The following is a 20,541-nucleotide window of genomic DNA, read 5'->3' on the forward strand; positions in this document are numbered from 1 at the left end:
GTAACCGTCTAGCGAACCACACCTACTGTTTAAAATTCCAGGGTAACAAGCTATCGATATTGGGTTCTGGTTTACACAGTTCATCAAGGCAAACCATGATGTAATCAAATGGGATTAGACCATTTATTTTGGCGGTTTCCACAATACTGTAAAGGGCGGCACTGGCATGTGCACCGTTAGCCGTTTGGCTAAATAACCAATTTTTTCGGCCTATCACAAACGGTTTTACTGCACGTTCAGCTCTATTGTTATCGATGCTGAGTCGTCCATCATCCACATAGCGAATGAGTTTGTGCCATTGATTAGCCAGGTAATTAGCCGCCTCAATTAGTTTGGTATTGCCCACTAAATTTGGCTGGTTCTGCTCAAGCCATGCTTTTAGCTTGTCCAGTATAGGCACACTGGCTTGTTGTCTTGTCGTGTATTTATCATCCACACTTTTATCTTTAACGCGTGACTCAACGCCGTACAGTTTTTGGATAAGGCTCAATACCACATCCGCTTTGCCGGTTTTATTTTTCCCTTGTAGCTTTTTCGCGTCGATAAATTTACGACGAGCATGAGCCCAACAGCCGATTAAGGTTGCCTCTGTTTTGGCATAGGCCTGATAACCATCCACGTGTAAATACCCTTGATATCCATCAAGATAATTAACCACGCAGGCGGCCGCGCGACTATTGTGGAAGTCGTAAAGCACGATATTAGGGATAGGATTATTCGGGTCTGGTGAATCTCGACCTGAACAATACACCCACATGTAGCTGTTCACTTTATCGGATTTCACCACCTTTAATGGCGTTTCATCGGCAAACAGCGTGGGCTGCTTTAACAGCTCGGCTTTAAGTCGCTCAACTAGTGGCGCGAAGAGTGCGGCGGATTTGTCTATCCAGCTGCTCATGGTCTGGCGACTGAGCTCAATACCGTATTGCTTGAACATGGCTTCCTGGCGATAAAGCGGTAACCCATATTGGTATTTACTGGTGATAAGCTGACTGAGCAAACTGCTTGTTGCAATGCCTTTGTTGATGGGCATGGCAGGCATTGAGGCTTGCTTTATCTGTGTTTGAATCGAGGATTTATCACAGTGACGGCAAGCGTACTTAGGCCGAATGTGCTCAATCACTTTGATTTGAGCGGGAATAAACTCAAGCTTTTCTGACTTATCTTCACCCATTTTATGTAGCTCACCGCCACAGCAATCACAGGTTTTATCTTCTATATCGTGGATAACTTGTTCACGGGGTAAGTCTTTTGGCAGTGGCTTACGCACCGGTTTTTTACGGGTATAACTAATGGATTGCTGCTCTTCCTCAATGGCTTCAATAATCTCTTCCACTTCATTGAATAACTCGCCTTGCCCCACAAAGCCTTCAGCACTTTTGCCGAATTGTTTTTGTTGAGCCAGGCGCCAGCGTTCTTCTAACGCAGCGATTTGTGCATCTTTCTGTAAAGATAATTGCCGCTCATTTTCGAGCAGTTTTTCCAGCTCAGCGATGCGCTGTTTAAGGGCGAGTTCATTTTTCATGAAGCCTATTTTAAGGCATAACAAAAGGCTTTCCAGTGCTAACTGAACGTCTTTTGATGATCATCAATCGATCGCCAACTCTTTTGAATAATTAAAGCACTTGCTTACCTGCGACATCAATTTTGCTGTGGCCAATCACATCATAACCCGCTAATAACCAGYGTAATTGTTGCTCGGTTAATGTCATGGTGGGTGACATGAGTTTAGGCCATTTGAACTTATGTTTATCTAATCGCTTATACCACAGGGCAAACCCGGTGTTATCCCAGTACAGCAGTTTGAGTTTGTCGCGCCCTTTATTACRAAACACAAATAGCGCACCACTGAGCACCGGTAGTTCAAGCTCTGCTTCCACTAAGGCGGCTAATCCATTAATCGATTTACGAAAATCGACCACATCCGCACATAAATAAACGGTGGGCACATCAACAAACATCTTCATGCCATCAGCCCTTTAATGATGGCAACGATATCGTTCGTTGCTAAATTGGCAGGAAACATTAACTGGCCTGTGCGGATATCAAACTGCACCACATTTTGATGAGTTTGCGCGCAGACTTCAGTGGTGGTTTGTTTTAACTGAATAAAACGTGATGATGTGGGGTTCGTTGTTTGYASTGGCAAGGTTGAATTAGGCTGATACTCAGCCAGTAAAGCGCGCTGTTTATAGTAAGTGGTGATAGAGACATTATGGTGTTGGCAAAATTCGATATTAGTGCCACTAAACGAGCCGCGTTGTTGAAGTAGCATCTGCCACTGAGTAGTTGTTCTGTATGTTTTCATCACCTGCTCCAAATTTATCATTGAGCAGGTATTTTTAGACAATCAGAACATCGATGCTAGGTGTACTTCGCTAGACGCATACGAAGATGAAGTGCTGCTACGAAGTCAGTCTTTGGAGGGGGTAATACAAGAAATCTGGGGAATATTGATAGCTTACAATTTGGTTCGCCTGGAAATCAGTCGTATTGCGAGAGAGGCGCAGGTATCGCCATTGCGTATAAGTTTTATGATGGCATTGAGAGATATTCAGGATGAGCTGATGTGGTGTGCGATAGCCTCCCCCGGCTCCATCCCGAGAAAGCTAAGGGCCATGCGGGAGAGAGTTAAACGCTTTCACTACTCATATTCAAGATGGTAGCTAGAACCCCTTGGCTAATGTTTTCTCTCTTTCTTATAAGCCTAATTTTACTAGCAGTCATTTCGTCCTGTTTTGCACTAAGAGCTAGGGCATCTATCTTACGCATGGTCAATAGATCCATAGTTCCGTTACTTGCTAGACGCTGAGCCATTTTATGCATTCTATCTAAGCGGTCATCAACCATTTTGAACCTCTCTTAACACACCAATTTCTATGTTTTGAGTAATGCTATCATCGGAGAAACTAAGAAATGTATTACCAAGTAACTTATATATTTCCATCAATTTATCAGGAATTTCCTTGCCCTTTTTTGGGATGTCGCATTTACGCCAGCCGTCAATAAAAAAAAACTTATTACCTTGCTGTACAGCAACAATACTACGGTTAGAATCTCGTTTACTTTGATTCGGAGAAGCAATTCTTTTCTTAAACAGCTTACCCATATCAAGATCCCCATCATGCAGCCCATTACTTAGCTCACTGGCTGCCTCAATTATGGCTTGATCATCCAGTTTCGCCTTTTTCATAAGCTTATCGAAATCCGGTGTAACATAAATATCCAACATTACCCCCTTAATATCTATGGTAAAGAATACCATAGTTTAGAGTATTTTGAAATCCATTTTTTTTCATGATTCCTCGACACGCCTTGAAAAATAACAAAATCGTTCTACATAAAGCGGATAAATAAGCCCCCAATCTCTCTGCAAAGGGTACTAACGACTCACTTGTATCACAACAGACCGTAACATCGTTTACAAAAGACAAAGTAATCTCGCCCCTGCTAGATGTAATGTTAGGGCAAATCTGTTGATTATTCGAGAAAGCCCAATTTTCTGCGGCGAAGTCACTTACGGAAATCATGTTAGATCTAGCAACTCCATCATTACCATTCATTCGTTGGTTCATGCTTACGAATAAAATCATAAGCGGTTTTTAAATCTTGCTCAGAATGAGTTATGCCTTTATTCATTTGAATATAGAACTTGCAAGCCTCTAAGTCAGAACCAAAAGTGTAGATATTGACTAATATTTTAAGCGTTGGGAATATCCCGTTGCCGTTTAAATCATTCCAGAAAAGTTCATCAAATACGGCAAACTCACCATTATGGAATGCAGCGATCGCGGTTAAACGTTGTAGCCCGTCCAGTATCAAGCAGTCATCTAACTTACCACCGCGTTCACCAACATCATATAACTGGATCTTGGTTTCACACCCGCAAAGCAGATTCTCTACAAATTGTATTTGCATGGCTTGTGACCACCTAGCATTTGAACGCTGAAACTCTGGTGTCAGCGCACGAACCACCTCATCAGGCTTTAACTCGTTTTGTTCTGCGAGCACTTCTACTCTTGAGTTGTAAGATATCAAACTACCAGCAGGATGAAACATGCGCTTGAAGTTGGCATTAATTGAATAGTTTGGTGAGCGGTAGAAAGAACTTTGAGTAACAATTTCTTTAAGCCGTTGCAATCCTGTACTCATATTAAAAATCCTCTGTAAATGTTTGTAGATAAAAACTTGCCTCTTTAATCGTTCTTATCAAGACAGACAGAACAAGCATGACAACTGAAACAATATGCACAGCCACATTGGTTGCCACCACAATCACAACAATTATAAAGACTATGGCAATCCCACTGCCCACCCTCTAAACACTTTTGAGACTCATTAATCTCTGTAATATTGTCCATGACGATATTCCTATTATTTACTATTTTTCTGTGGCAAGCCTCTAACTGCCCCCATATCCCTAGCTTCACCAGCCGCCGCTATTCAGGATAGTGGCCGCTCTAACTTGCCCTACCGTTTTGCAATCCCTTCAAACATCCACCCCTTTGAGTTGCCGATTTTTTGAAATTCCGCAATAGGCATGCCTGTCATATATGTCTAGTATGCTCTTTAAGTTAAATCTGCCAAATATGTCTAGTGCTTTTCTTTTCCAAATCCAATCAATCCCACACATCAGTTAAATCCGCAGTGGTTGAATAATCTGATTAAAGCAATCTAAGTCACACGCATCGCTGCATGTGACAGCGCCACGGCACAGCGTTTACCTTCGCTATGTTGCATTAACACGCTGGTTTTAAGAACTCGATGTATTTGTGAGGGGGTTAGTGCGTCAATGTGGATAATAGTCTGTATTTCCTCTTGATTTAGGGATATGCAGACAATAAGAATTTTCTATGCCTAATAAGTGTAAAACGGCATTGCAAAGGGATTCACGGAAAGCTATTACGCTTTAATCATCGGAATATCGGACCAACGTGTAGTGTACTGCGGCGATAGAAAATCTCGGCGCATAGTCCAATGCTGATCACTTCCCTGTGCAGCAATATACAACACATCACGGCCATAGCGGTTATTCAGACTATCAAATATTTTCATTAAGTTAGGATTGCTCTTAGGTGCATTAAATAAGTCATATTGCACAGACGTTTTAGGGCAAAGATCAATCATGCCTACACCAATTCGATAATAGCGCACCCCAGAGCGATAAAGGTTTGAAAGCTCCCTGCTAACAGCGACACACAGTTCACGGCTGTCATCAGTCGCACAAGCGAACTGGACGACCTTCTTAAAATACACAGGCTGAGGATCGTGCGGCGAGTTTGCCGCAAACACGATCATCGTTTTACATAACGAACCTTGCTCCCGCGCCTTGGCCGCCGCTATGACGGCATGTTTAGCTAACGCTTGGTGCAAGTGGTCACAGGTAGTTATTCGCTCGCCAAGGCTACGGGTAGAAAAAATTTGCTGCTTATCCGCTTTAGTATCATCCCATGTTTTACAGATCTGGCCATTGAGTTCGCGCACCGTTCGTTCGACTTCAATTGAAAAATGTTGTCGCGCTATTTTCGGTGCCAGTTGTGACAAATCATAGGCAGTATGCACGCCCAGTAGTCCCAGTTTTACCGACAATTTTCGGCCAATCCCCCAAACTTCATCAACTGGCATTGACTTTAAAATCTCAATCCGCAGTGTATCGTTATCGATCACACATACCCCCTTATAGTGCGGCAGTTGTTTCGCGGCATGGTTAGCCAACTTCGCCAGGGTTAATGTCTCACCAACCCCCACGCTCCAAGGGAATGGTTGTTTGTTGAGTTTAGTGTGTTGATTTGAATGTGTTTTATTGTTTCTTGCTCAGTGAAATTTAATGCGTTTTTTATGTGTTTTTAGCCCAAAAATGGCTCGAAAACACCTCATAAATGCCACCTTACTGAACGAGGAAAACCTATGCCGAGTATTAAACTGCAACAGTCAATGATAGATAATTTACCTACACCACAGAAAATAACGGTGTTTTACGATAAATATTTTCCCGCTTTTTTTATGCGAGCCTATCCCTCTGGTATTCGGTGTTATTACGTTCGTTTCCAGTATCAAGGCTTGCGGCAACTTCATGTTATCGGCAATGCAAATGATATCACGCTCGATGATGCGCGACTTGAGGCAAGAAAGCAGATAGATGCGTTACGTTATGGGGTGGTGCGTGAACCTGCGCCCTCTCTTACGCTCTGTGCGTTCGCAGAAGAGTTTTTTCCAAGATATGCTCGTCATTGGAAGCCCTCAACATTACTCAATAGCCAGCGTGGTTTTACGCGGCATATCGCCCCTGTGTTGGGTGATGTTCCACTTGCAGCGTTGACACGGCAACACATAGAACAGTGGTTTGATGGTATGCATGCCTCGAAAGGCATGGCTAATCGGTTGTTGCCGTTGTTGTCGGTAATGATGCAGCAAGCCGAAGTATATGAGTATCGTCCAGCGCAAAGTAACCCTTGCAAAGGCTTTAAGCGGTATAAATCTACGCATAGTGAGCGTTATTTATCCGAGGAAGAACTCAAGCGGCTATGGTTGGCTTTAAATAACCACGAAAAAGCGTCACCCGTTGCGGTGATGGTTTTACGGTTATTAATCCTAACGGGTTGTCGCTGTAACGAAGTGTGCTCCGTCAAATGGGCTGATTATCGGCAAGGGCATTGGTATTTGCCCGACAGTAAAACAGGCGCGAAAACGGTGTTTCTATCTTCCTTTGCGCGCGAGTTGCTGAGTGATTGGCCGCAAGTCAGCGAGCATCTTTTTTGGCATCAATCACCTTCACAGCCGTTTACCCCTGCTTGTTTAGACCGATTTTGGCGGCCATTGCGCCAGACAATTCATCTTAATGATGTTCGCATCCATGACTTACGCCACACCTACGCCAGTATCGCAGTAAAGCACAATATCAACATCCTCACGATTGGCCGCTTATTAGGGCATGCCTTGCCTGAAACAACCTTAAAGTACACACACCTTGCTAAACGTGATGTTCAACAGGCGGCAAATGTCGTTTCTCAACTCATTGCAGGGGAGATGCAACGATGAAATCAGTGAAATTAACACAAGTGTTTATTCGGTCGTTAGCCCGTCAAACACGCGCTTACACCATTCAAGACAGTCTCTGTCATGGCCTTGGCGTTAAAGTGATGCCCGATAAACCGATGCAGTACGTTATTAGCCGCCTTATTGATAATCGGACACGCACACGCATTCTTGCGCCAGTTAGTGCGCTAACGGTTAAAGCGGCACGGGAGAAAGCAACAGGGCAACTTCAAGCATGGCGAGAGGAACACACTCAACCGAGCATGAGTGCTTCCCCCCGTTTTGACGTGTTTGTTGAACAAACATGGAAGCCGATGATTTTTGAACACTGGAAACCCAGTACAAAACGGTCAGTCTTACCTGCGCTGAATAGACGCTTGTTAGCACATTTTGGCCGTTACCCGTTGCACATGATTAACCATAAAATGGTGCAAGCATGGTTTGATGAGATTAGTAAAACGCGCAAAGGTGCCGCTAACCGTAACCTTGATACATTGCAATCCGTCTTCAAGTTAGCATTGAGGCAGGGGCATTGCCTGACTAATCCCTGTATTGGTATTCGGCAAAACAAAAGGCGGGTATTAAATCGCTTTTTGAGTGTTGCTGAAATGCAGCGTTTATCTGTGGCGCTTGATGAATGTGAAGCGGTCGGCGGCAGTATTGCTCAATGTGCTGATATTTTGCGGCTTTTACTGCTCACAGGCTGCCGATTATCGGAAATAACCTTTTTAAAAGGGGAGTACGTTCGCGGCAATGAATTGCATTTACCCGACAGTAAAACGGGGGCAAAAGTGCTTTATATCGGTCAAGCCGCAGTTAACATATTAAGTCGCTATCACTGTAAGGCCAATACAGAACTTTTTCCGATGAAACAAGGCGCTTCCACTTCGTTGGTACAGTCGCTATGGCTAAGGTTGCGAAAACAGATAGGGATTGAAGATGTAAGATTGCACGATTTACGGCATACCTTTGCAAGTTACGCTGTCATGGACGGATGCAGTATTCCGATGGTGGCCTCTTTACTGGGGCATAAAAAAGTCACAATGACGTTACGATATACCCATGTTGGGGATGATAACGTAGAGCAAGCCGCTGAGATTATTGGGGCTGTCTTCAAAGGCATTTTTACTCAGCCTTACCCCCTCAAGCTCTATATACCTCAAACTAATGAGGCTCCAACGCCAGCCGAAAAAGTAAAGCAAAAGCGTCTGCCAGAAAGAAAATCAACAGCGAAGCCAAAGCCCAAAGCTGTGAAAAAAGTGAAGCAGGTTAAACCATTACAGACACCGCCCTCTTTAACTAAAGAGGAGCTTCGCGCGATACAACGATTTAGGGATAGTGAATTTTTATAGTAGAGGTAAAAAAATAGACTCGCATCCAGACAAACTAGTAACAGCGCTTTGTTAATCGCTTGTGTTCTCATTTTTATGAAGTTATTCACAGAGAAAAAATTTTCCTGTCATGTATATTTCATATTTTTCTGTTTTTTGCCATTCGACTTATGTACACTATGTAATATAACTTATGTTACATAGGTCTTTGTATGGCAAAAGGTGAATCAGGACGTATAGTCCTAGAAGTTGAACCAGAACTAAAAAAAGCTCTTTACTCTATTTTAGCGATGGAACAAAAAACGCTGAAAGATTGGTTTGTAGATAAAGCACAAAAACATATAAACGAAAAAAAATCTGAGTTAATTCAGAGTTTTTCAAAGGTAAATGATGAAGTTTAAAGTAGAACAAACCTCACAAAAACTTAGAGGTGGATATTATACACCACAGAACTTAGCTGACTATGTAACTCAGTGGGTACTTAGCACTAATCCAGCAACCATACTCGAACCTAGTTGCGGCGATGGCGTGTTTGTCCAAGCTTTAGCTAATAATGATTGTGATAAGAACATTAATCTTTCTTGTTTTGAACTTTTTGATACAGAAGCATCCAAGGCTCTTGAGCGCTGTAAGTTGAATTCGCTTAGTAATGCAAGCGTCACCGAAGGTGACTTTCTTGTATGGGCAAACGAGCAGATAAAGAAGCAAAAATCGATATTCGATGGTGTGTTAGGAAACCCACCATTCATCAGATATCAATTTCTTGAGAAGAATTTTCAAGAGCAAGCTCAATTAGTTTTTGAGCAATTGGGTTTGAAATTTACAAAACATACTAATGCTTGGGTTCCTTTCCTATTGTCTTCATTAGCACTTCTAAAGCAGGGTGGAAGAATGGGGATGGTTATACCGTCCGAGATTAGCCACGTTATGCATGCTCAGTCATTAAGAAGCTATCTAGGGCGAGTTTGTTCAAAGATTGTTATCATTGATCCAAAAGAGATTTGGTTTGAAGGCACTCTTCAAGGTGCGGTTATTATTCTTGCTGAGAAGAAAAAAGATATTAGCGTAGCTTCACAAGGTGTTGGGATTGTTAGTGTTAGTGGGTATGATTTCTTACAAGATGATCCGAACGTGTTGTTTGATGCTGCTGTTGGCATTAACGGTGAAACGGTACAGGGGAAATGGACTAAAGCTACACTAGACATTGATGAACTACAGTTAATCAAAAAGATAATTGCTCATCCGAATGTTCGACAATTTAAAGACATAGCTAAAGTAGATGTTGGTATTGTGACAGGTGCTAACAAATATTTTCTTGTTGATAATGAAACTGTTGAATCATACGAGTTAGAGCGTTTTGCTTACCCAATGTTTGGTAGGAGTCAACATTGCCCAGGCATTGTTTATGATAAATATCAGCATCTTGAAAACCAGAAACAAGGATTGCCGACTAATTTTCTATATATAGATAAAGAGTATGAAAACCTTTCTGAACGCGTTAAGGACTATATCGAACTAGGTGAAGCTGAAGAGTATCACAAGCGGTACAAGTGTCGTATTCGTAAGCCTTGGTTTAAAGTTCCGTCTGTGTATAGTACAGAAATTGGAATGCTAAAACGTTGTCATGATGCGCCACGCTTGATTCATAACAAGATTGGAGCATATACCACTGATACTGCTTATCGGGTTACTTCAACCGTGACTAGTGCGGAAAACTTGGTATGTAGCTTCTTGAACCCCCTTACGGTAATTACTGCTGAACTAGAGGGGCGTTTTTACGGTGGTGGTGTTCTTGAACTCGTTCCATCAGAAATAGAAAAGTTATATATACCTATCGTTGATGGTTTAGAGCATAACGTTGATGAACTAAACCAGTTGATAAAAGACGGTGAGATCGAAAGAGTGATTAGACAACAAGGCTTATTAATCTTGAGTGAGCTTGGTTTTAGTCAACAAGACAATGAAATGCTGGTCGATATATGGAAAAAATTACGAGATAGAAGACTACGTAAATAGAAGTTGCATAGAAAGCAATGCAGCAATAGTGCTGCATTGCTTTTGAACGTCATCCAACTTGTTTAAAGGTTGGCGTATAAGTCTTCAACTGTTGGTATTTCTGAATCTAAATCGCCTAACTCAAACAGATTTTTAATAAAATCATCCATTTTGATTTTTTCTTGTTCAAACTGCCTTTCTAGAATAATTTTATCCCTACCTTCGGATTTTTGAATTTTGCCATACAATGTATTCAAATTTTGTTGAGTTTGGCTAATCGTGTCATGTGTGCTCTTCTGTTTTGGAACGTTAAAATCAATAGTCGGAATAGGCATTCTGGTCTGCACTTTAGTTCCTCGAGCAACAAATCCACCTCTAAAAATTTCACCATATATTGAAGCAAACCACTCAAGATACTTAGATGTTAGCAATGCTTGGATGTAATAGATGGAGTATTTAATGTCATTAGGTACGTTTATAATACTGTAACCAGCAGTACCTCCTGATGATACAAAAGTTCTATTGTTATCAATACTATACTTGTAGCCATTAGATAAAACACCAACTATTATTTTTTGGTCTACATCACAGTTCTCTAATGCTTGGCTGCGTCCGTATCTATACCATTCATTTTGACCAGTAGGATCTGGTTTTATAGATCGTGTTTTATCATTTAAATGGTCTTTTACAACGTGTAAAAATTCAAATAATTTAGGGTAGCTAAGCTTGAGTTCAGCATATTCAAGAAACTTTATTTTATCGCCAACTTTTTTATATGGATAAACCACAAATGAGTTAGGTTCAACGTTCTTATAGGTATACATATTATCATCGCCTGAACGGTTAGTTTCAAAGTAAGGGCGAGTCAGTTCTTTTTCGATATAGTATTGATTTCCTTCGTATTCAAAGAGAATTAATCCATTTTCAGACTTTATTTCTTTGTGAATATAATACTTGTTTGCGCTTGTCTGGATACCGTTGGCAACATTTTTATCACCAACAATCTCACCTAGTTTTTTTGATTTAGAAAACATCAAATTTAAAATATCATTTGTTTTCTTTTCTAAAACCCAAGTGTCTGAAGTTAATGTGTCTGTGTGATATGTGCTTGATAGCAATGATTTATCCTCTCTGGTCAACCATTTTTTAAAATCTTTGACTTCATAGAAAGAGAAACTATCATGTTGTGATTTGTTCAAAAAAAGTAAGCAAGTGTATGTTGTCTTATTTTGAAAAACTTGATGAGAACCAAATGTTATGAACTTAGACAAGTATTTGTTATCAGCCAAAATTTCACGAAGGTTTTTACCTGCACCAACTTTTATAAACTTCGATGGTAAAATATATCCTAAATAGCCTCCATCATTTAATATTTGCATTGCTCTCTCAACAAACAAAAAATATTTGTCGAATTGTTTGAATGCAGAGTTGTATTTTTTCTTATAAATATCTAATTCCTTCAATGTTAACTGTTTCATATGCTCAGTAGCCATATAAGGAGGATTGCCAACTATTACGTCAAATCGATAGTTAAATAGATCAAAAGGATTAATAGAAAAAATATCTTCTTGTTTAACTTTATCTCCACTATCAATCAAACTATTTCCAAATAAAATATTTTTTTCAAGTGTAGGTAATATCGGTATGGTTTTACCAATAGTTTCTTTAGTTTCACCCTCAAGAAGTTTGAGCAGTAAACCAAAAGAACACGCTTTTGTTGCATTGTAATCTTTATCTATACCGTAGATACACTTACATAGAATTTCTTTCTTTACTTCAAGTTTTAGTTTGTATGTATGTTTTGAAAGTTGTTGGAGCTTTGACTTGTCATTCTGTAAATAGTAGTCAACAAGAATGTCTTGAAGAGACTGGAATACTTCAATGATGAATGCGCCAGAACCACAAGCTATGTCTGCGAATTTAGAATTTAAAATTTCAACATCAGATTTATATTTACAGTGTTCGACAACTGTATTTCTGATTATTTCTTTTACTATATGAGTAGGTGTAGTAACAACATCTCTATCGATATGTTCATCTTTAGGTTGAATTCGAACATTTCCAAACTCATCAATACAAACTTTTTCACTCAAAAATATCTCATATATATTCCCTAAAATATCAGAAGAAAAAACTGAGAATGAATAAGTGCTTTGAGGGAAGTAAAGCTGTTCTATAATACTCCAAATACAAGAGTCAGCATTACTAATTAATTCATCAACATATTCTAAAGAAAATAATCCAGAGTTATATTTTTTATCAGATGTTTTTAATTTTTTAACAAGAGCATTAAAATCTTTTTCTTGTGCGAAATGATAAAGTGTTTCGTATTCTTCTAGATCACGATCCTCACAAACACGAAGGAATACAATGCTGTTGATATAATTTTGTGCCAGATCGTTTAAGCTTTCTTCAGTTAGTTCTTTTTTTATCCGTAAAAATTCATTAGCAAGAAGAAGTCTCCAATCATTTATTTGTTTTAGAAATAAATCATCAACACTAAACTTAAGTATTTTATTTTCTATTTCTGACCATTCATTTTCGAATTGACCAGTATAGACACTATTACGACCAATAAGACTATTTATCTCATCAAATTTTTCTAAAAGTTCAGTATAATGATAAAGTTTTATTCTTGAATTAGTGACTGAATCAGTTTCCTCTACGGGATTAGAGCAGTCATAAATTGCAGTATACTCAAAGTTTGACAATACAGAGATTTTTAACTTTGCAGTAAAACCATACCGTCTAACTTGCAGGGCAGGGGCTATGATGGTTGATACATCTACACTTGGCTTTTTAGCCTCAAGGAAAAACTTACGTTCGGAGAAAAGTCTAAATGTGTAATCAGGTTTTTTAGTATTTTCACCCGCTTTCGCTTTTAGCCCTTCCTCTACAAGAACTTCACGTTCGTTTGTAGGCTTACTTGATTTATTAGTTATATCCCAGCCGAGTATCGAAAAGAGTTTATCTAGAAAATCTGTTCTAAGTTGGTTTTCGTTATATCTGGCTGAACGATAATGATCAATATCATTTTGATATTGATCAATTAATTCTTTTAGCTGAGCTTTGTTTTTCATCTATTATTCCGCTTAGAATGATTTCTCATCTTTTTTTCATTTGCCATAACGGTTCCAAACTCTTGTTAAAAATAATAACTTATTTAATAGCTGTACGATAAAGCTCTTGGTACTATTCAGCTATAATGTTTTTTGCAAAAGTATCATTTATAACTAGTTGTTGTAAATAGATTATTTTATAACTCAATAATAACTAATACATTCTAATCTACTAAAATATCTAATGCTTTGCAGAACATGAAGTAAAATTCTTGTGTCAAAAAAATGAGCTGATTTTGGGCGTGTAAGGCTACTTTTTGATACAACCAAAGTCTTTTAAAAGGAGGCTAAGTTGCTGATATACTTGCTCTGAGCAGAAATAATCGAATACTTAAATTTAACGCAAAAATGCCACCTTAGCTCGTTTTGCATTGTCCACACTTCACGCCGCTAAAAAAACCAGTATTTGGGGGGGGGAAATGGCCACCTTAAGAGAAGTTTTACCTGTAAATTTGATTGCGGGAAACTACTTTTTTGCACAATTTTTATTTTTTATGCATGTTATATATGTTTGATAGTATTGATTTAGTTATAAATGTTTATCTGTAAAAAATTAATACAAAAATGCCACCTTAGCACGTTTTGCATTGTCCACACTTTACGCCACTCAAAGATCTTACGTTTTGTGCAGGAAATGACACAAAAATGCCACCTTAAAGAGGTTTTTTGCCCGAAAATTGGTTGCGTGGGACTACTTTTTTACACAACCCGAGCCCTTTCAAAGGGTTCTAAGTTGCTGATATACTTGCCCCGAGCGGAAATAATCGAATACCTAAAATTAACGTAAAAATGCCACCTCGGCACGTCCTATATTCTCCACACCCCACGCACACAGGTAAGCGGCACTCACGCCAAACAGCGCGGCGCAACAGGGTACAATGGGCGTTTAAATCAAGGATTGCTGCACAGTGTTTAAATGACACAAACGATTCATCGATTGAATACACGTACTGCTCGGGCGCAAACCGCCCGATCACTTGCATCATTTTTGCAGACAGATCTGCGTACAGTTCATAATTAGATGAAAACACCTGCACATTATGTTGTCTGCATAGATGTTGCTGCTCAAAGTAAGGGACAAATTTTTTCACGCCAACGATCTTGGCCGCTCGATTTATTGCCACGCAACAACCGTCGTTGTTGCTGAGCACAATCGCAGGAAGTTCGCGCAAGTCGGGCCTAAAGACCATTTCGCACGACACATAAAAGGAGTTGGCATCAATTAGTCCGAACATGGTTGACTCAGATATCTTTCTAGCAGATTTGAATGCTCATGAAGTCGGATTGACTTGATGATCACCCCTTCAACCGAGAATGTATCGGCATCATCGATAGCAACGGACGTCATGTTTTGCTGTTGATCGATAGACACAAGTAAACGGCGTTTTTCATCGAGCAGCTTTACGGTAAATTCACCGTTATAATTCGCCACAACGATAGCCATGTTGCCACGTTGAGCGGCGCGGTCTATCACTAAAATGTCGCCATGATAAATGCCTACCCCCTCCATCGAACGACCCGCTGCGCGGCCAAACCACGTAGAACTAGGATGCTCTACCAGCAGTTGATCAAGACTCAAGGGTAATTCTACGTAATCAGCCGCAGGGCTTGGAAACCCCGAAATTCCCGCACTCGCATTGCATGTGATAAGTTTCATTGCAAATAATCACTGTATAAATAATCAGTAATAATAGCAGTAAAAAATAAAAATCTTAAATTTCTCTCATGCTACCGGTTCCAGACTGTTTTCGATGTGTGACGGAAAACCGAAAATAATCGGATTCATATAAAATTCACAAAATTTGCTCGCCTATAGACTCGTGTTAATATGATTCCAATTAATTTAAACGAGTAAACATAATGAAAACAAAAACATCAACCTTCGCGTTAACCGCTTTATTCGCTACTGCTTTACTCGGAGGCTGTGCTTCTACACCTAAAACCGTTGAGCCTAAGAAATTAGATGAGGTCGGCATTCAAGCGGGTGATTCCTTTGCATTGCAATTACTCAAGCTCAGTGGCACCGCTATGAATGCGAGCGACAAGACGTTAACCGATGAAGAATGGAAAAAAATTAACGGTGCTGACAGCTCTGTTATGGCGTTAAATATGGCGTCTGGCGCGGCTGGTGTTGGTGTGTGGGGCGGGAGTGGCTTATCAGGTGGAATGCTGAATGTCGGGTTATCAATTCTTGCCAGTAAAAACAAAAATCCATATCCAATTTTTGGTTTAATCCAAGTCATACCAGTGGAACAGATCCCCGCTCACACTCAGTTTTTAGCAGATTACTTGGGGAAAGATATTGGCAGCAACTATCGGATGCAAGAGGAAGTTTTAGGAAGTCAAAAGTTTTTGCGGTTACAGGTGGAAGGTGGCGGCGCTTATTTAGCAACCAAGGATAAATATAATGGGTGGTCTAATTTGATGTCAAATCTTGCATCACATGAGACATCACTGACCGGTGAGCAAGCCGCAAAATTGTTTAATCGAGATTTTCCAGCGGGTAACTATGCCGTTGTATTGTCCCAAGTTGGGACCTGTGCTGAATTGCCATTATTTGACCGACTAAACAAACTTACGTCTGAATATCCGTCATTCCTCTATGTGCCGCCTAAAGACGCATCAAGAACCAGAAATTGCAGCGAAGCGGATAAATTGAGATCTAATTATCAACAAGTCATAGACTTGAACAGTAAAAATGTTCACCTATTACTAAAACCTCAAGCTATCTAGTCTTAATGGCCGCGATACCCAAGGTGTCGCGGCCAGTGTTAACGTTATAATGGACAGGATGGTGGCCTTGGGAAGCCTGAACAATCTAAGTTAGTGGCAGGAGAAGCATTCTTAAATGCCTCACGTACTTTAACCCCAGTGTCTACTCCTAACACCCCCTCAATCCGCTTATCAGCGCTATCTCGCATATCTTTATTGACTACAGCATCTTTGCCTGTAGCGTCCATACTAGGCTCTGGGAACATACCTGATTCGGTCATTAACCCTACCCATTCTGTAAAATCAACGCTCCCGAGATCGACTGTTGATAGCTCATCCAATGTAAGGCCGCGACATTGTTCATCGTCATGCCACGTTTGTGGATTGTGGCCTATCTGCTTGATCACCTGCTCCATGATGATCCGCGCCAAGGTGGACTTAAAGCAGCAATATTCGTTATGTGCTTTGGTGGTGCAAATGCCTAACGTTTTTTTGCAAGGCACGTTTCGCACAAAGAAGCATTTTCGCTCCTTTAATTCGGTACTCATTTTTAGCTCGGTTTCATCACAGGCGGTCAAAATGGTATACAGCAATTTGAGCATGTTATAGATGGTGTACAACATCATTACGAACGACAAAGCGGCAAAGATCTCACCCGCAATACCCTCTAATGCTTGCGCACCAGCCTCACTTGTACCATCTTGTGCATAATCCACTCCTAATGCAGTGGCCCCTTCTCTGATAGCGGTTTGCATAGCCTCTGGCATCAAGTCGTACACATAACTATAGATTTCAGATTTCACCGTTTCAATGGAACTCGCTAAGTCAGTAAAAAAATCTGTCACCAATGAGCCACCTTCTGCCGATACTGATGCCGCGGCATTACCGGCGGTGCCTGTGGCCTCGGATGAAAAAGGGCTACTCATAAATTCCCAAGCACCTTTTGCGGCCTCAGATGCAGGCGTGGTTGTATCTGACACCCAATCTACAGCATCATTCCACCCGCTTTTTACCATACTCCAACCTTTCTTTGCGTATTCACCACCTAGGTATTCATTCACCCATACGCTTTCACTTGATACCGCATTTTGCCCGGCTTGAAAGACCATTAGCGACATTTTAAAAAGATTCGATGTTGAGTCAGTGCCTTTAGTTGAGCAGCAATCATTGATTTTTAGCTGGTCCCAACTACATTGCTCATTAGTGCCTACGAAAACTTGGCAGGTTGATGGATCTGTAGGATCACTACACGATGAGCCGTTATCCATTTCGTTAATGGCCGCGTACATTGCTGCTGTCTGAATAAAGTCGGTGTTAGTTTCAGTTCCCCGTGTCTCGCAGTTATCACCTATACAGCTAGTATTGGTAAAACAGGAGTTATTTTCTACTGTTTCAGTCTTGGTTATGACCGTACCGCTTTCACAATTGTAAGTAACATCCCACCCAAAACATGTGTTAGTTGCTGAATCCATCCAACCCTCGGCACATACCGAAGATTCAATACTGCACCTTTCATTAGATGTATATTGCTGGCATTGGTCGCCCATTGTGCGAATTTCTGAGTAACCTACAGAGCCACCGTTTAGAGGTAATCGAGCGCCTTTAAGGGGATCGCACACGTAATCGGTCATGTGTGCGTACATGCAAGGTGTCAACCCATCGTCACCTTCAAATAGGGGCTCAAAATTGGTTGGGCTAAATAAGTCCTTTGTCCTGTTAACCGCATCTATAACCTGCTGGTCGCTCGTTACATCCCTCAATACTTCCCAGTGCGCTAAGTACAATGGAGCATTCGCAACTTTGGTCCAATCTTGTGAGGTGTTGCCGCGCCCAATCAAAATGCGGCGTTGAATGAGTGAGTCCCACTTAGAGCCATACTGTTTAGAGGCCGTGAAAACTTGACCACCCTCGTTGTAATACTTCGATTCACTGCCGTTATTAATTTTGACAGCAAAGGTCGTCCATTTACTTTGTTCTGGCATGACATCTGTAATGTTTATGCCGAACATCGCGGGGTTATCACTTTTACTGTGAGTCTGAAATCCAATACTGGTTTTGCACATCCAAAGGCCATCATCGTTTTTGTTGTCAGATTCACCATTTGTTGTGCCTACTATGTTTCCGCAATTTTCTGAAATCCCAGTGCTTAATGTTGGTTCAAAATCCCTTCTCATTACCAACAAAACGACATCATTTTCGCCAGATGCAGCCGATACACCTTCTTTTCCGTCAATGTCTGACAAATTAATCACGCCCTCATTATTGATTAATTTTGAATCAAACCTTGCATCACACACCCATTCTGACGCGGTACAAAAACTGTTAGGCGATGATAATGATGCTTCACATCCATCAGGGCTTTCTACTATTTCGTCATCCCAACTCGAAATTAAATCTTGGTCAAATTGGATTGTTAATTTTGAATACCCTTCGCCTAAGTCTTTAACCGCAACAGATTGGTTTATGGTAACAATACGGCTTGTGGCTGTTGCATTTTCAAAGGGAATGGTTGCGTCTAGCGGGGTATCGATCCATGTATTTTCCTTATCAGAACAACTCTCGCCGTCTGCTGGCATAAGAGCTGACTGCCTGATCATGTTTCCGTTTACCGACAACTGGTAATAATCATCATAATGCGTACTACTGACAGTAGCAGAGGTGATATTAATTCCTTCACCTAAGCGAAATGACTTCGAGTCGTTGTAGACTTTGCATGTACCATTTTGGTTATCAGTCAGGTAGTTATCACCCTCAGTACCAACCGTCAACGTAATACAGCGTTTACCGCAAAGACTAAACCCTGTGCCAAAAATTTTATTCTGGTCCGGGGGAGTTATCGTTCTCTCCCGATTACAACTGGACAAATTATTGCGGTTTGGCTTAAAACATTCTTGGGGCGTATTCACAATAGTTGAATTGTCTGTTATTACTTTTGTGACAGTCTCGCTCGTACAATCTCCGAAATATTGACCACCAGAACCGTTAAGGATCTCCCCTTGCTCGGCAGCCCCCGCCTTTAAGAATGATGCGTCTTTACCTATTGTGTGTGGGGGGTTTTTATTTTGAGCGTCAACCAATGTTAAGTACGCATTTGCGCTGTGGTCTTGTAAATCATTAGTTTCCTCTTGTGTACTCCCCTCCACAGGCTCAGACTCGCCATAGGCAGTATTACGCTCAACAGAGTCTTTAATGGCCCGTTGTTGGGCGCGCTCGTCTTGGTATGTACCAGATGCTGACACAGCGTAACCATTGTTAGTGTCTAACCCCAACATATCGCCTTTGGTCATATTTTCAGTTGTAACTTCGGCTTGGCCGATATTACGATAGTTCAACTTCATGGTGTCCGAATTACCACCGGGCAACTCAATAGTGCCTACCGCAGTTTTACCGAACTCGACACCAATCGTTTTAAAATAATCAATATCAGACAACTTGCCTTTGGTTGTAAGGCACGTATTGCTGTATGTATCTAGCTCTTTTCCTGCGGGGCATTGTGTGTTTGTGCCTGATGAATTGACGCAAGAACCATCTACTAGCGTGGTTCCAGATGGACAGCTTGGCGCAGCACCAAGGAGGCATTGACCGGAATCTTGGTAGTAACCTGCTGGACAGGAGATATTTGCTGGCTGTGATTCGATTTTTTGACAGGTGTTATCATCAACGTCCTTATATCCAGAAGGACAGCTTTTTATCACGCCCTCATAAACAGTCCGTAAACATGTAGTCTCGTTGGATTTTTTCCAGTTTTGATCTGGCAAGGCCACGTTAATGCTTTCGCCTGACTTACACAGCCCCATGTCAATGTAGGTTTGAGGGCATATTTGATTGACAGATTCTGCCGTCCCTCCTTCATTTGGACAAGTCTTACCTAATGGGGTTTGTAGCTTAAAGCAGATCCCATTCGCAAACGAGGTGTATCCACTAGGACAAGAGGCTAGACTTCCCCCGCTTGCACGAGCAGAACACAGGGACGGGTAAAGCGGATCTTTGTAGTTCCAATTAACGTCATTATCGAGCCAGTTTGTACCCGCCGGACATTGATTAATTGTAGTTCGGCTTTCATCTTTCTTGCATGTTTGTAAACCATTAACAGTAGTAAGGGAGTATCCGGCAGTTTGGCAGGATACAATAGGGCTTGAATTGCTGTATTTAACGCACTTGCCACTTGAATAATTCCACCCAGTAGGGCATGAATAGTTAAGCGATATGGGTTTATCAAACTCTGCAAAAACGGGGTTTGTCGTTAGAAATAGCGCTAAAAAACTCAGCGTTAGGATGTTAAATAAATAGATTGCACCGATACTATACGACCCAAAAACTTTCCAGATTGGTACTTTGTTGTTGTCCAT

Annotated in this window: 14 protein-coding genes and 3 pseudogenes; 6 read left to right on the plus strand and 11 right to left on the minus strand. The window is 41.0% G+C overall.

Translation table 11 applies throughout. The annotated features are described in order from the left end of the window. Positions 1-22 precede the first annotated feature (22 nt). The 3 genes from tnpC to L5M11_RS20805 all read right to left on the minus strand — a co-directional run bounded on the left by tnpC (position 23) and on the right by L5M11_RS20805 (position 2,308). Positions 23-1,525 (minus strand): IS66 family transposase, encoded by a 1,503-nt coding sequence (gene tnpC, locus L5M11_RS20795; RefSeq protein ID WP_249554561.1) that lies wholly within the window; start codon positions 1,523-1,525, stop codon positions 23-25. Positions 1,526-1,616: 91 nt separating this feature from the next. Further along, positions 1,617-1,967, minus strand: a complete 351-nt coding sequence (gene tnpB / locus L5M11_RS20800; RefSeq protein WP_263193132.1) for an IS66 family insertion sequence element accessory protein TnpB — start codon at positions 1,965-1,967, stop codon at positions 1,617-1,619. After that, entirely contained in the window at positions 1,964-2,308 is a 345-nt protein-coding gene (locus L5M11_RS20805) for an IS66 family insertion sequence element accessory protein TnpB (RefSeq protein WP_263193133.1), read from the minus strand. Before L5M11_RS20805 ends, tnpB begins: the two co-directional genes overlap by 4 nt. A gap of 94 nt (positions 2,309-2,402) precedes the next feature. Here L5M11_RS20805 and L5M11_RS20810 point away from each other — a divergent pair. Further along, positions 2,403-2,642 (plus strand): annotated as a pseudogene (locus L5M11_RS20810) (IS4 family transposase); the annotation flags it as partial. On the opposite strand, the gene L5M11_RS20815 reads toward L5M11_RS20810, so the two are convergent. The 4 genes and pseudogenes from L5M11_RS20815 to L5M11_RS20830 form a co-directional block, all read right to left on the minus strand. Then, positions 2,632-2,850, minus strand: coding sequence for a hypothetical protein (locus tag L5M11_RS20815; RefSeq protein WP_263193149.1), 219 nt, complete (start codon positions 2,848-2,850; stop codon positions 2,632-2,634). The pseudogene L5M11_RS20810 and the gene L5M11_RS20815 overlap by 11 nt on opposite strands. Further along, positions 2,843-3,232, minus strand: a complete 390-nt coding sequence (locus L5M11_RS20820; protein WP_263180503.1) for a type II toxin-antitoxin system RelE/ParE family toxin — start codon at positions 3,230-3,232, stop codon at positions 2,843-2,845. Before L5M11_RS20820 ends, L5M11_RS20815 begins: the two co-directional genes overlap by 8 nt. A gap of 320 nt (positions 3,233-3,552) precedes the next feature. Next, a complete protein-coding gene (locus tag L5M11_RS20825; RefSeq protein WP_263180505.1) occupies positions 3,553-4,152 on the minus strand; it encodes a DUF262 domain-containing protein in 600 nt (199 codons plus the stop codon). A gap of 750 nt (positions 4,153-4,902) precedes the next feature. Further along, positions 4,903-5,757, minus strand: a pseudogene (locus L5M11_RS20830) (DUF4113 domain-containing protein); the annotation flags it as partial. Between the two features lie 150 nt (positions 5,758-5,907). Here L5M11_RS20830 and L5M11_RS20835 point away from each other — a divergent pair. The 4 genes from L5M11_RS20835 (at position 5,908) to L5M11_RS20850 (ending at position 10,382) form a co-directional block, all read left to right on the plus strand. After that, positions 5,908-7,038 (plus strand): tyrosine-type recombinase/integrase, encoded by a 1,131-nt coding sequence (locus L5M11_RS20835; protein ID WP_263193137.1) that lies wholly within the window; start codon positions 5,908-5,910, stop codon positions 7,036-7,038. A 101-nt stretch (positions 7,039-7,139) separates the two neighbouring features. After that, positions 7,140-8,387, plus strand: coding sequence for a tyrosine-type recombinase/integrase (locus tag L5M11_RS20840; RefSeq protein ID WP_263193147.1), 1,248 nt, complete (start codon positions 7,140-7,142; stop codon positions 8,385-8,387). Positions 8,388-8,578: 191 nt separating this feature from the next. Continuing rightward, the gene (locus tag L5M11_RS20845; protein ID WP_263193139.1) at positions 8,579-8,767 is read left to right on the plus strand and encodes a hypothetical protein; all 189 of its coding nucleotides are present in this window, start codon (positions 8,579-8,581) and stop codon (positions 8,765-8,767) included. After that, the gene (locus tag L5M11_RS20850) at positions 8,757-10,382 is read left to right on the plus strand and encodes an N-6 DNA methylase (protein WP_263193141.1); all 1,626 of its coding nucleotides are present in this window, start codon (positions 8,757-8,759) and stop codon (positions 10,380-10,382) included. Before L5M11_RS20845 ends, L5M11_RS20850 begins: the two co-directional genes overlap by 11 nt. A gap of 62 nt (positions 10,383-10,444) precedes the next feature. Here the strand turns inward: L5M11_RS20850 and L5M11_RS20855 are convergent, their stop codons facing one another. From L5M11_RS20855 to umuD, 3 genes and pseudogenes are all read right to left on the minus strand, one after another. Next, a complete protein-coding gene (locus tag L5M11_RS20855) occupies positions 10,445-13,441 on the minus strand; it encodes an Eco57I restriction-modification methylase domain-containing protein (protein ID WP_263193143.1) in 2,997 nt (998 codons plus the stop codon). A gap of 842 nt (positions 13,442-14,283) precedes the next feature. Next, positions 14,284-14,715, minus strand: a pseudogene (locus L5M11_RS20860) (DNA polymerase V subunit UmuC); the annotation flags it as partial. Further along, on the minus strand, positions 14,703-15,137 hold the full coding sequence (gene umuD, locus L5M11_RS20865) for a translesion error-prone DNA polymerase V autoproteolytic subunit (RefSeq protein WP_263180522.1): 435 nt from the start codon (positions 15,135-15,137) through the stop codon (positions 14,703-14,705). The gene umuD and the pseudogene L5M11_RS20860, both read right to left, overlap by 13 nt. 203 nt (positions 15,138-15,340) lie before the next feature. Here umuD and L5M11_RS20870 point away from each other — a divergent pair, with 203 nt between their 5' ends. Then, positions 15,341-16,213, plus strand: a complete 873-nt coding sequence (locus tag L5M11_RS20870) for a hypothetical protein (protein WP_263193144.1) — start codon at positions 15,341-15,343, stop codon at positions 16,211-16,213. Positions 16,214-16,257: 44 nt separating this feature from the next. Here L5M11_RS20870 and traN read toward each other — a convergent pair whose 3' ends face one another. Next, positions 16,258-20,541: a conjugal transfer protein TraN gene (gene traN / locus L5M11_RS20875; protein WP_263193145.1), complete on the minus strand. Its 4,284-nt coding sequence runs from the start codon at positions 20,539-20,541 to the stop codon at positions 16,258-16,260.

Source organism: Shewanella sp. SM87, assembly GCF_025653705.1.
Classification (GTDB): Bacteria; Pseudomonadota; Gammaproteobacteria; order Enterobacterales; family Shewanellaceae; genus Shewanella; species Shewanella oncorhynchi.

What these genes read in the sequence shown, in the direction of transcription:
- L5M11_RS20840 (WP_263193147.1), top strand. Translation starts at nt 7,140, where the DNA reads ATGCCCGATAAACCGATGCAGTACGTTATTAGCCGCCTTATTGATAAT.
- tnpC (WP_249554561.1), bottom strand. Translation starts at nt 1,525, where the DNA reads ATGAAAAATGAACTCGCCCTTAAACAGCGCATCGCTGAGCTGGAAAAA.
- L5M11_RS20850 (WP_263193141.1), top strand. Translation starts at nt 8,757, where the DNA reads ATGAAGTTTAAAGTAGAACAAACCTCACAAAAACTTAGAGGTGGATAT.
- traN (WP_263193145.1), bottom strand. Translation starts at nt 20,541, where the DNA reads ATGGACAACAACAAAGTACCAATCTGGAAAGTTTTTGGGTCGTATAGT.
- L5M11_RS20855 (WP_263193143.1), bottom strand. Translation starts at nt 13,441, where the DNA reads ATGAAAAACAAAGCTCAGCTAAAAGAATTAATTGATCAATATCAAAAT.
- L5M11_RS20815 (WP_263193149.1), bottom strand. Translation starts at nt 2,850, where the DNA reads ATGGTTGATGACCGCTTAGATAGAATGCATAAAATGGCTCAGCGTCTA.
- L5M11_RS20835 (WP_263193137.1), top strand. Translation starts at nt 5,908, where the DNA reads ATGCCGAGTATTAAACTGCAACAGTCAATGATAGATAATTTACCTACA.
- umuD (WP_263180522.1), bottom strand. Translation starts at nt 15,137, where the DNA reads ATGAAACTTATCACATGCAATGCGAGTGCGGGAATTTCGGGGTTTCCA.
- L5M11_RS20820 (WP_263180503.1), bottom strand. Translation starts at nt 3,232, where the DNA reads ATGTTGGATATTTATGTTACACCGGATTTCGATAAGCTTATGAAAAAG.
- L5M11_RS20845 (WP_263193139.1), top strand. Translation starts at nt 8,579, where the DNA reads ATGGCAAAAGGTGAATCAGGACGTATAGTCCTAGAAGTTGAACCAGAA.
- L5M11_RS20825 (WP_263180505.1), bottom strand. Translation starts at nt 4,152, where the DNA reads ATGAGTACAGGATTGCAACGGCTTAAAGAAATTGTTACTCAAAGTTCT.
- L5M11_RS20870 (WP_263193144.1), top strand. Translation starts at nt 15,341, where the DNA reads ATGAAAACAAAAACATCAACCTTCGCGTTAACCGCTTTATTCGCTACT.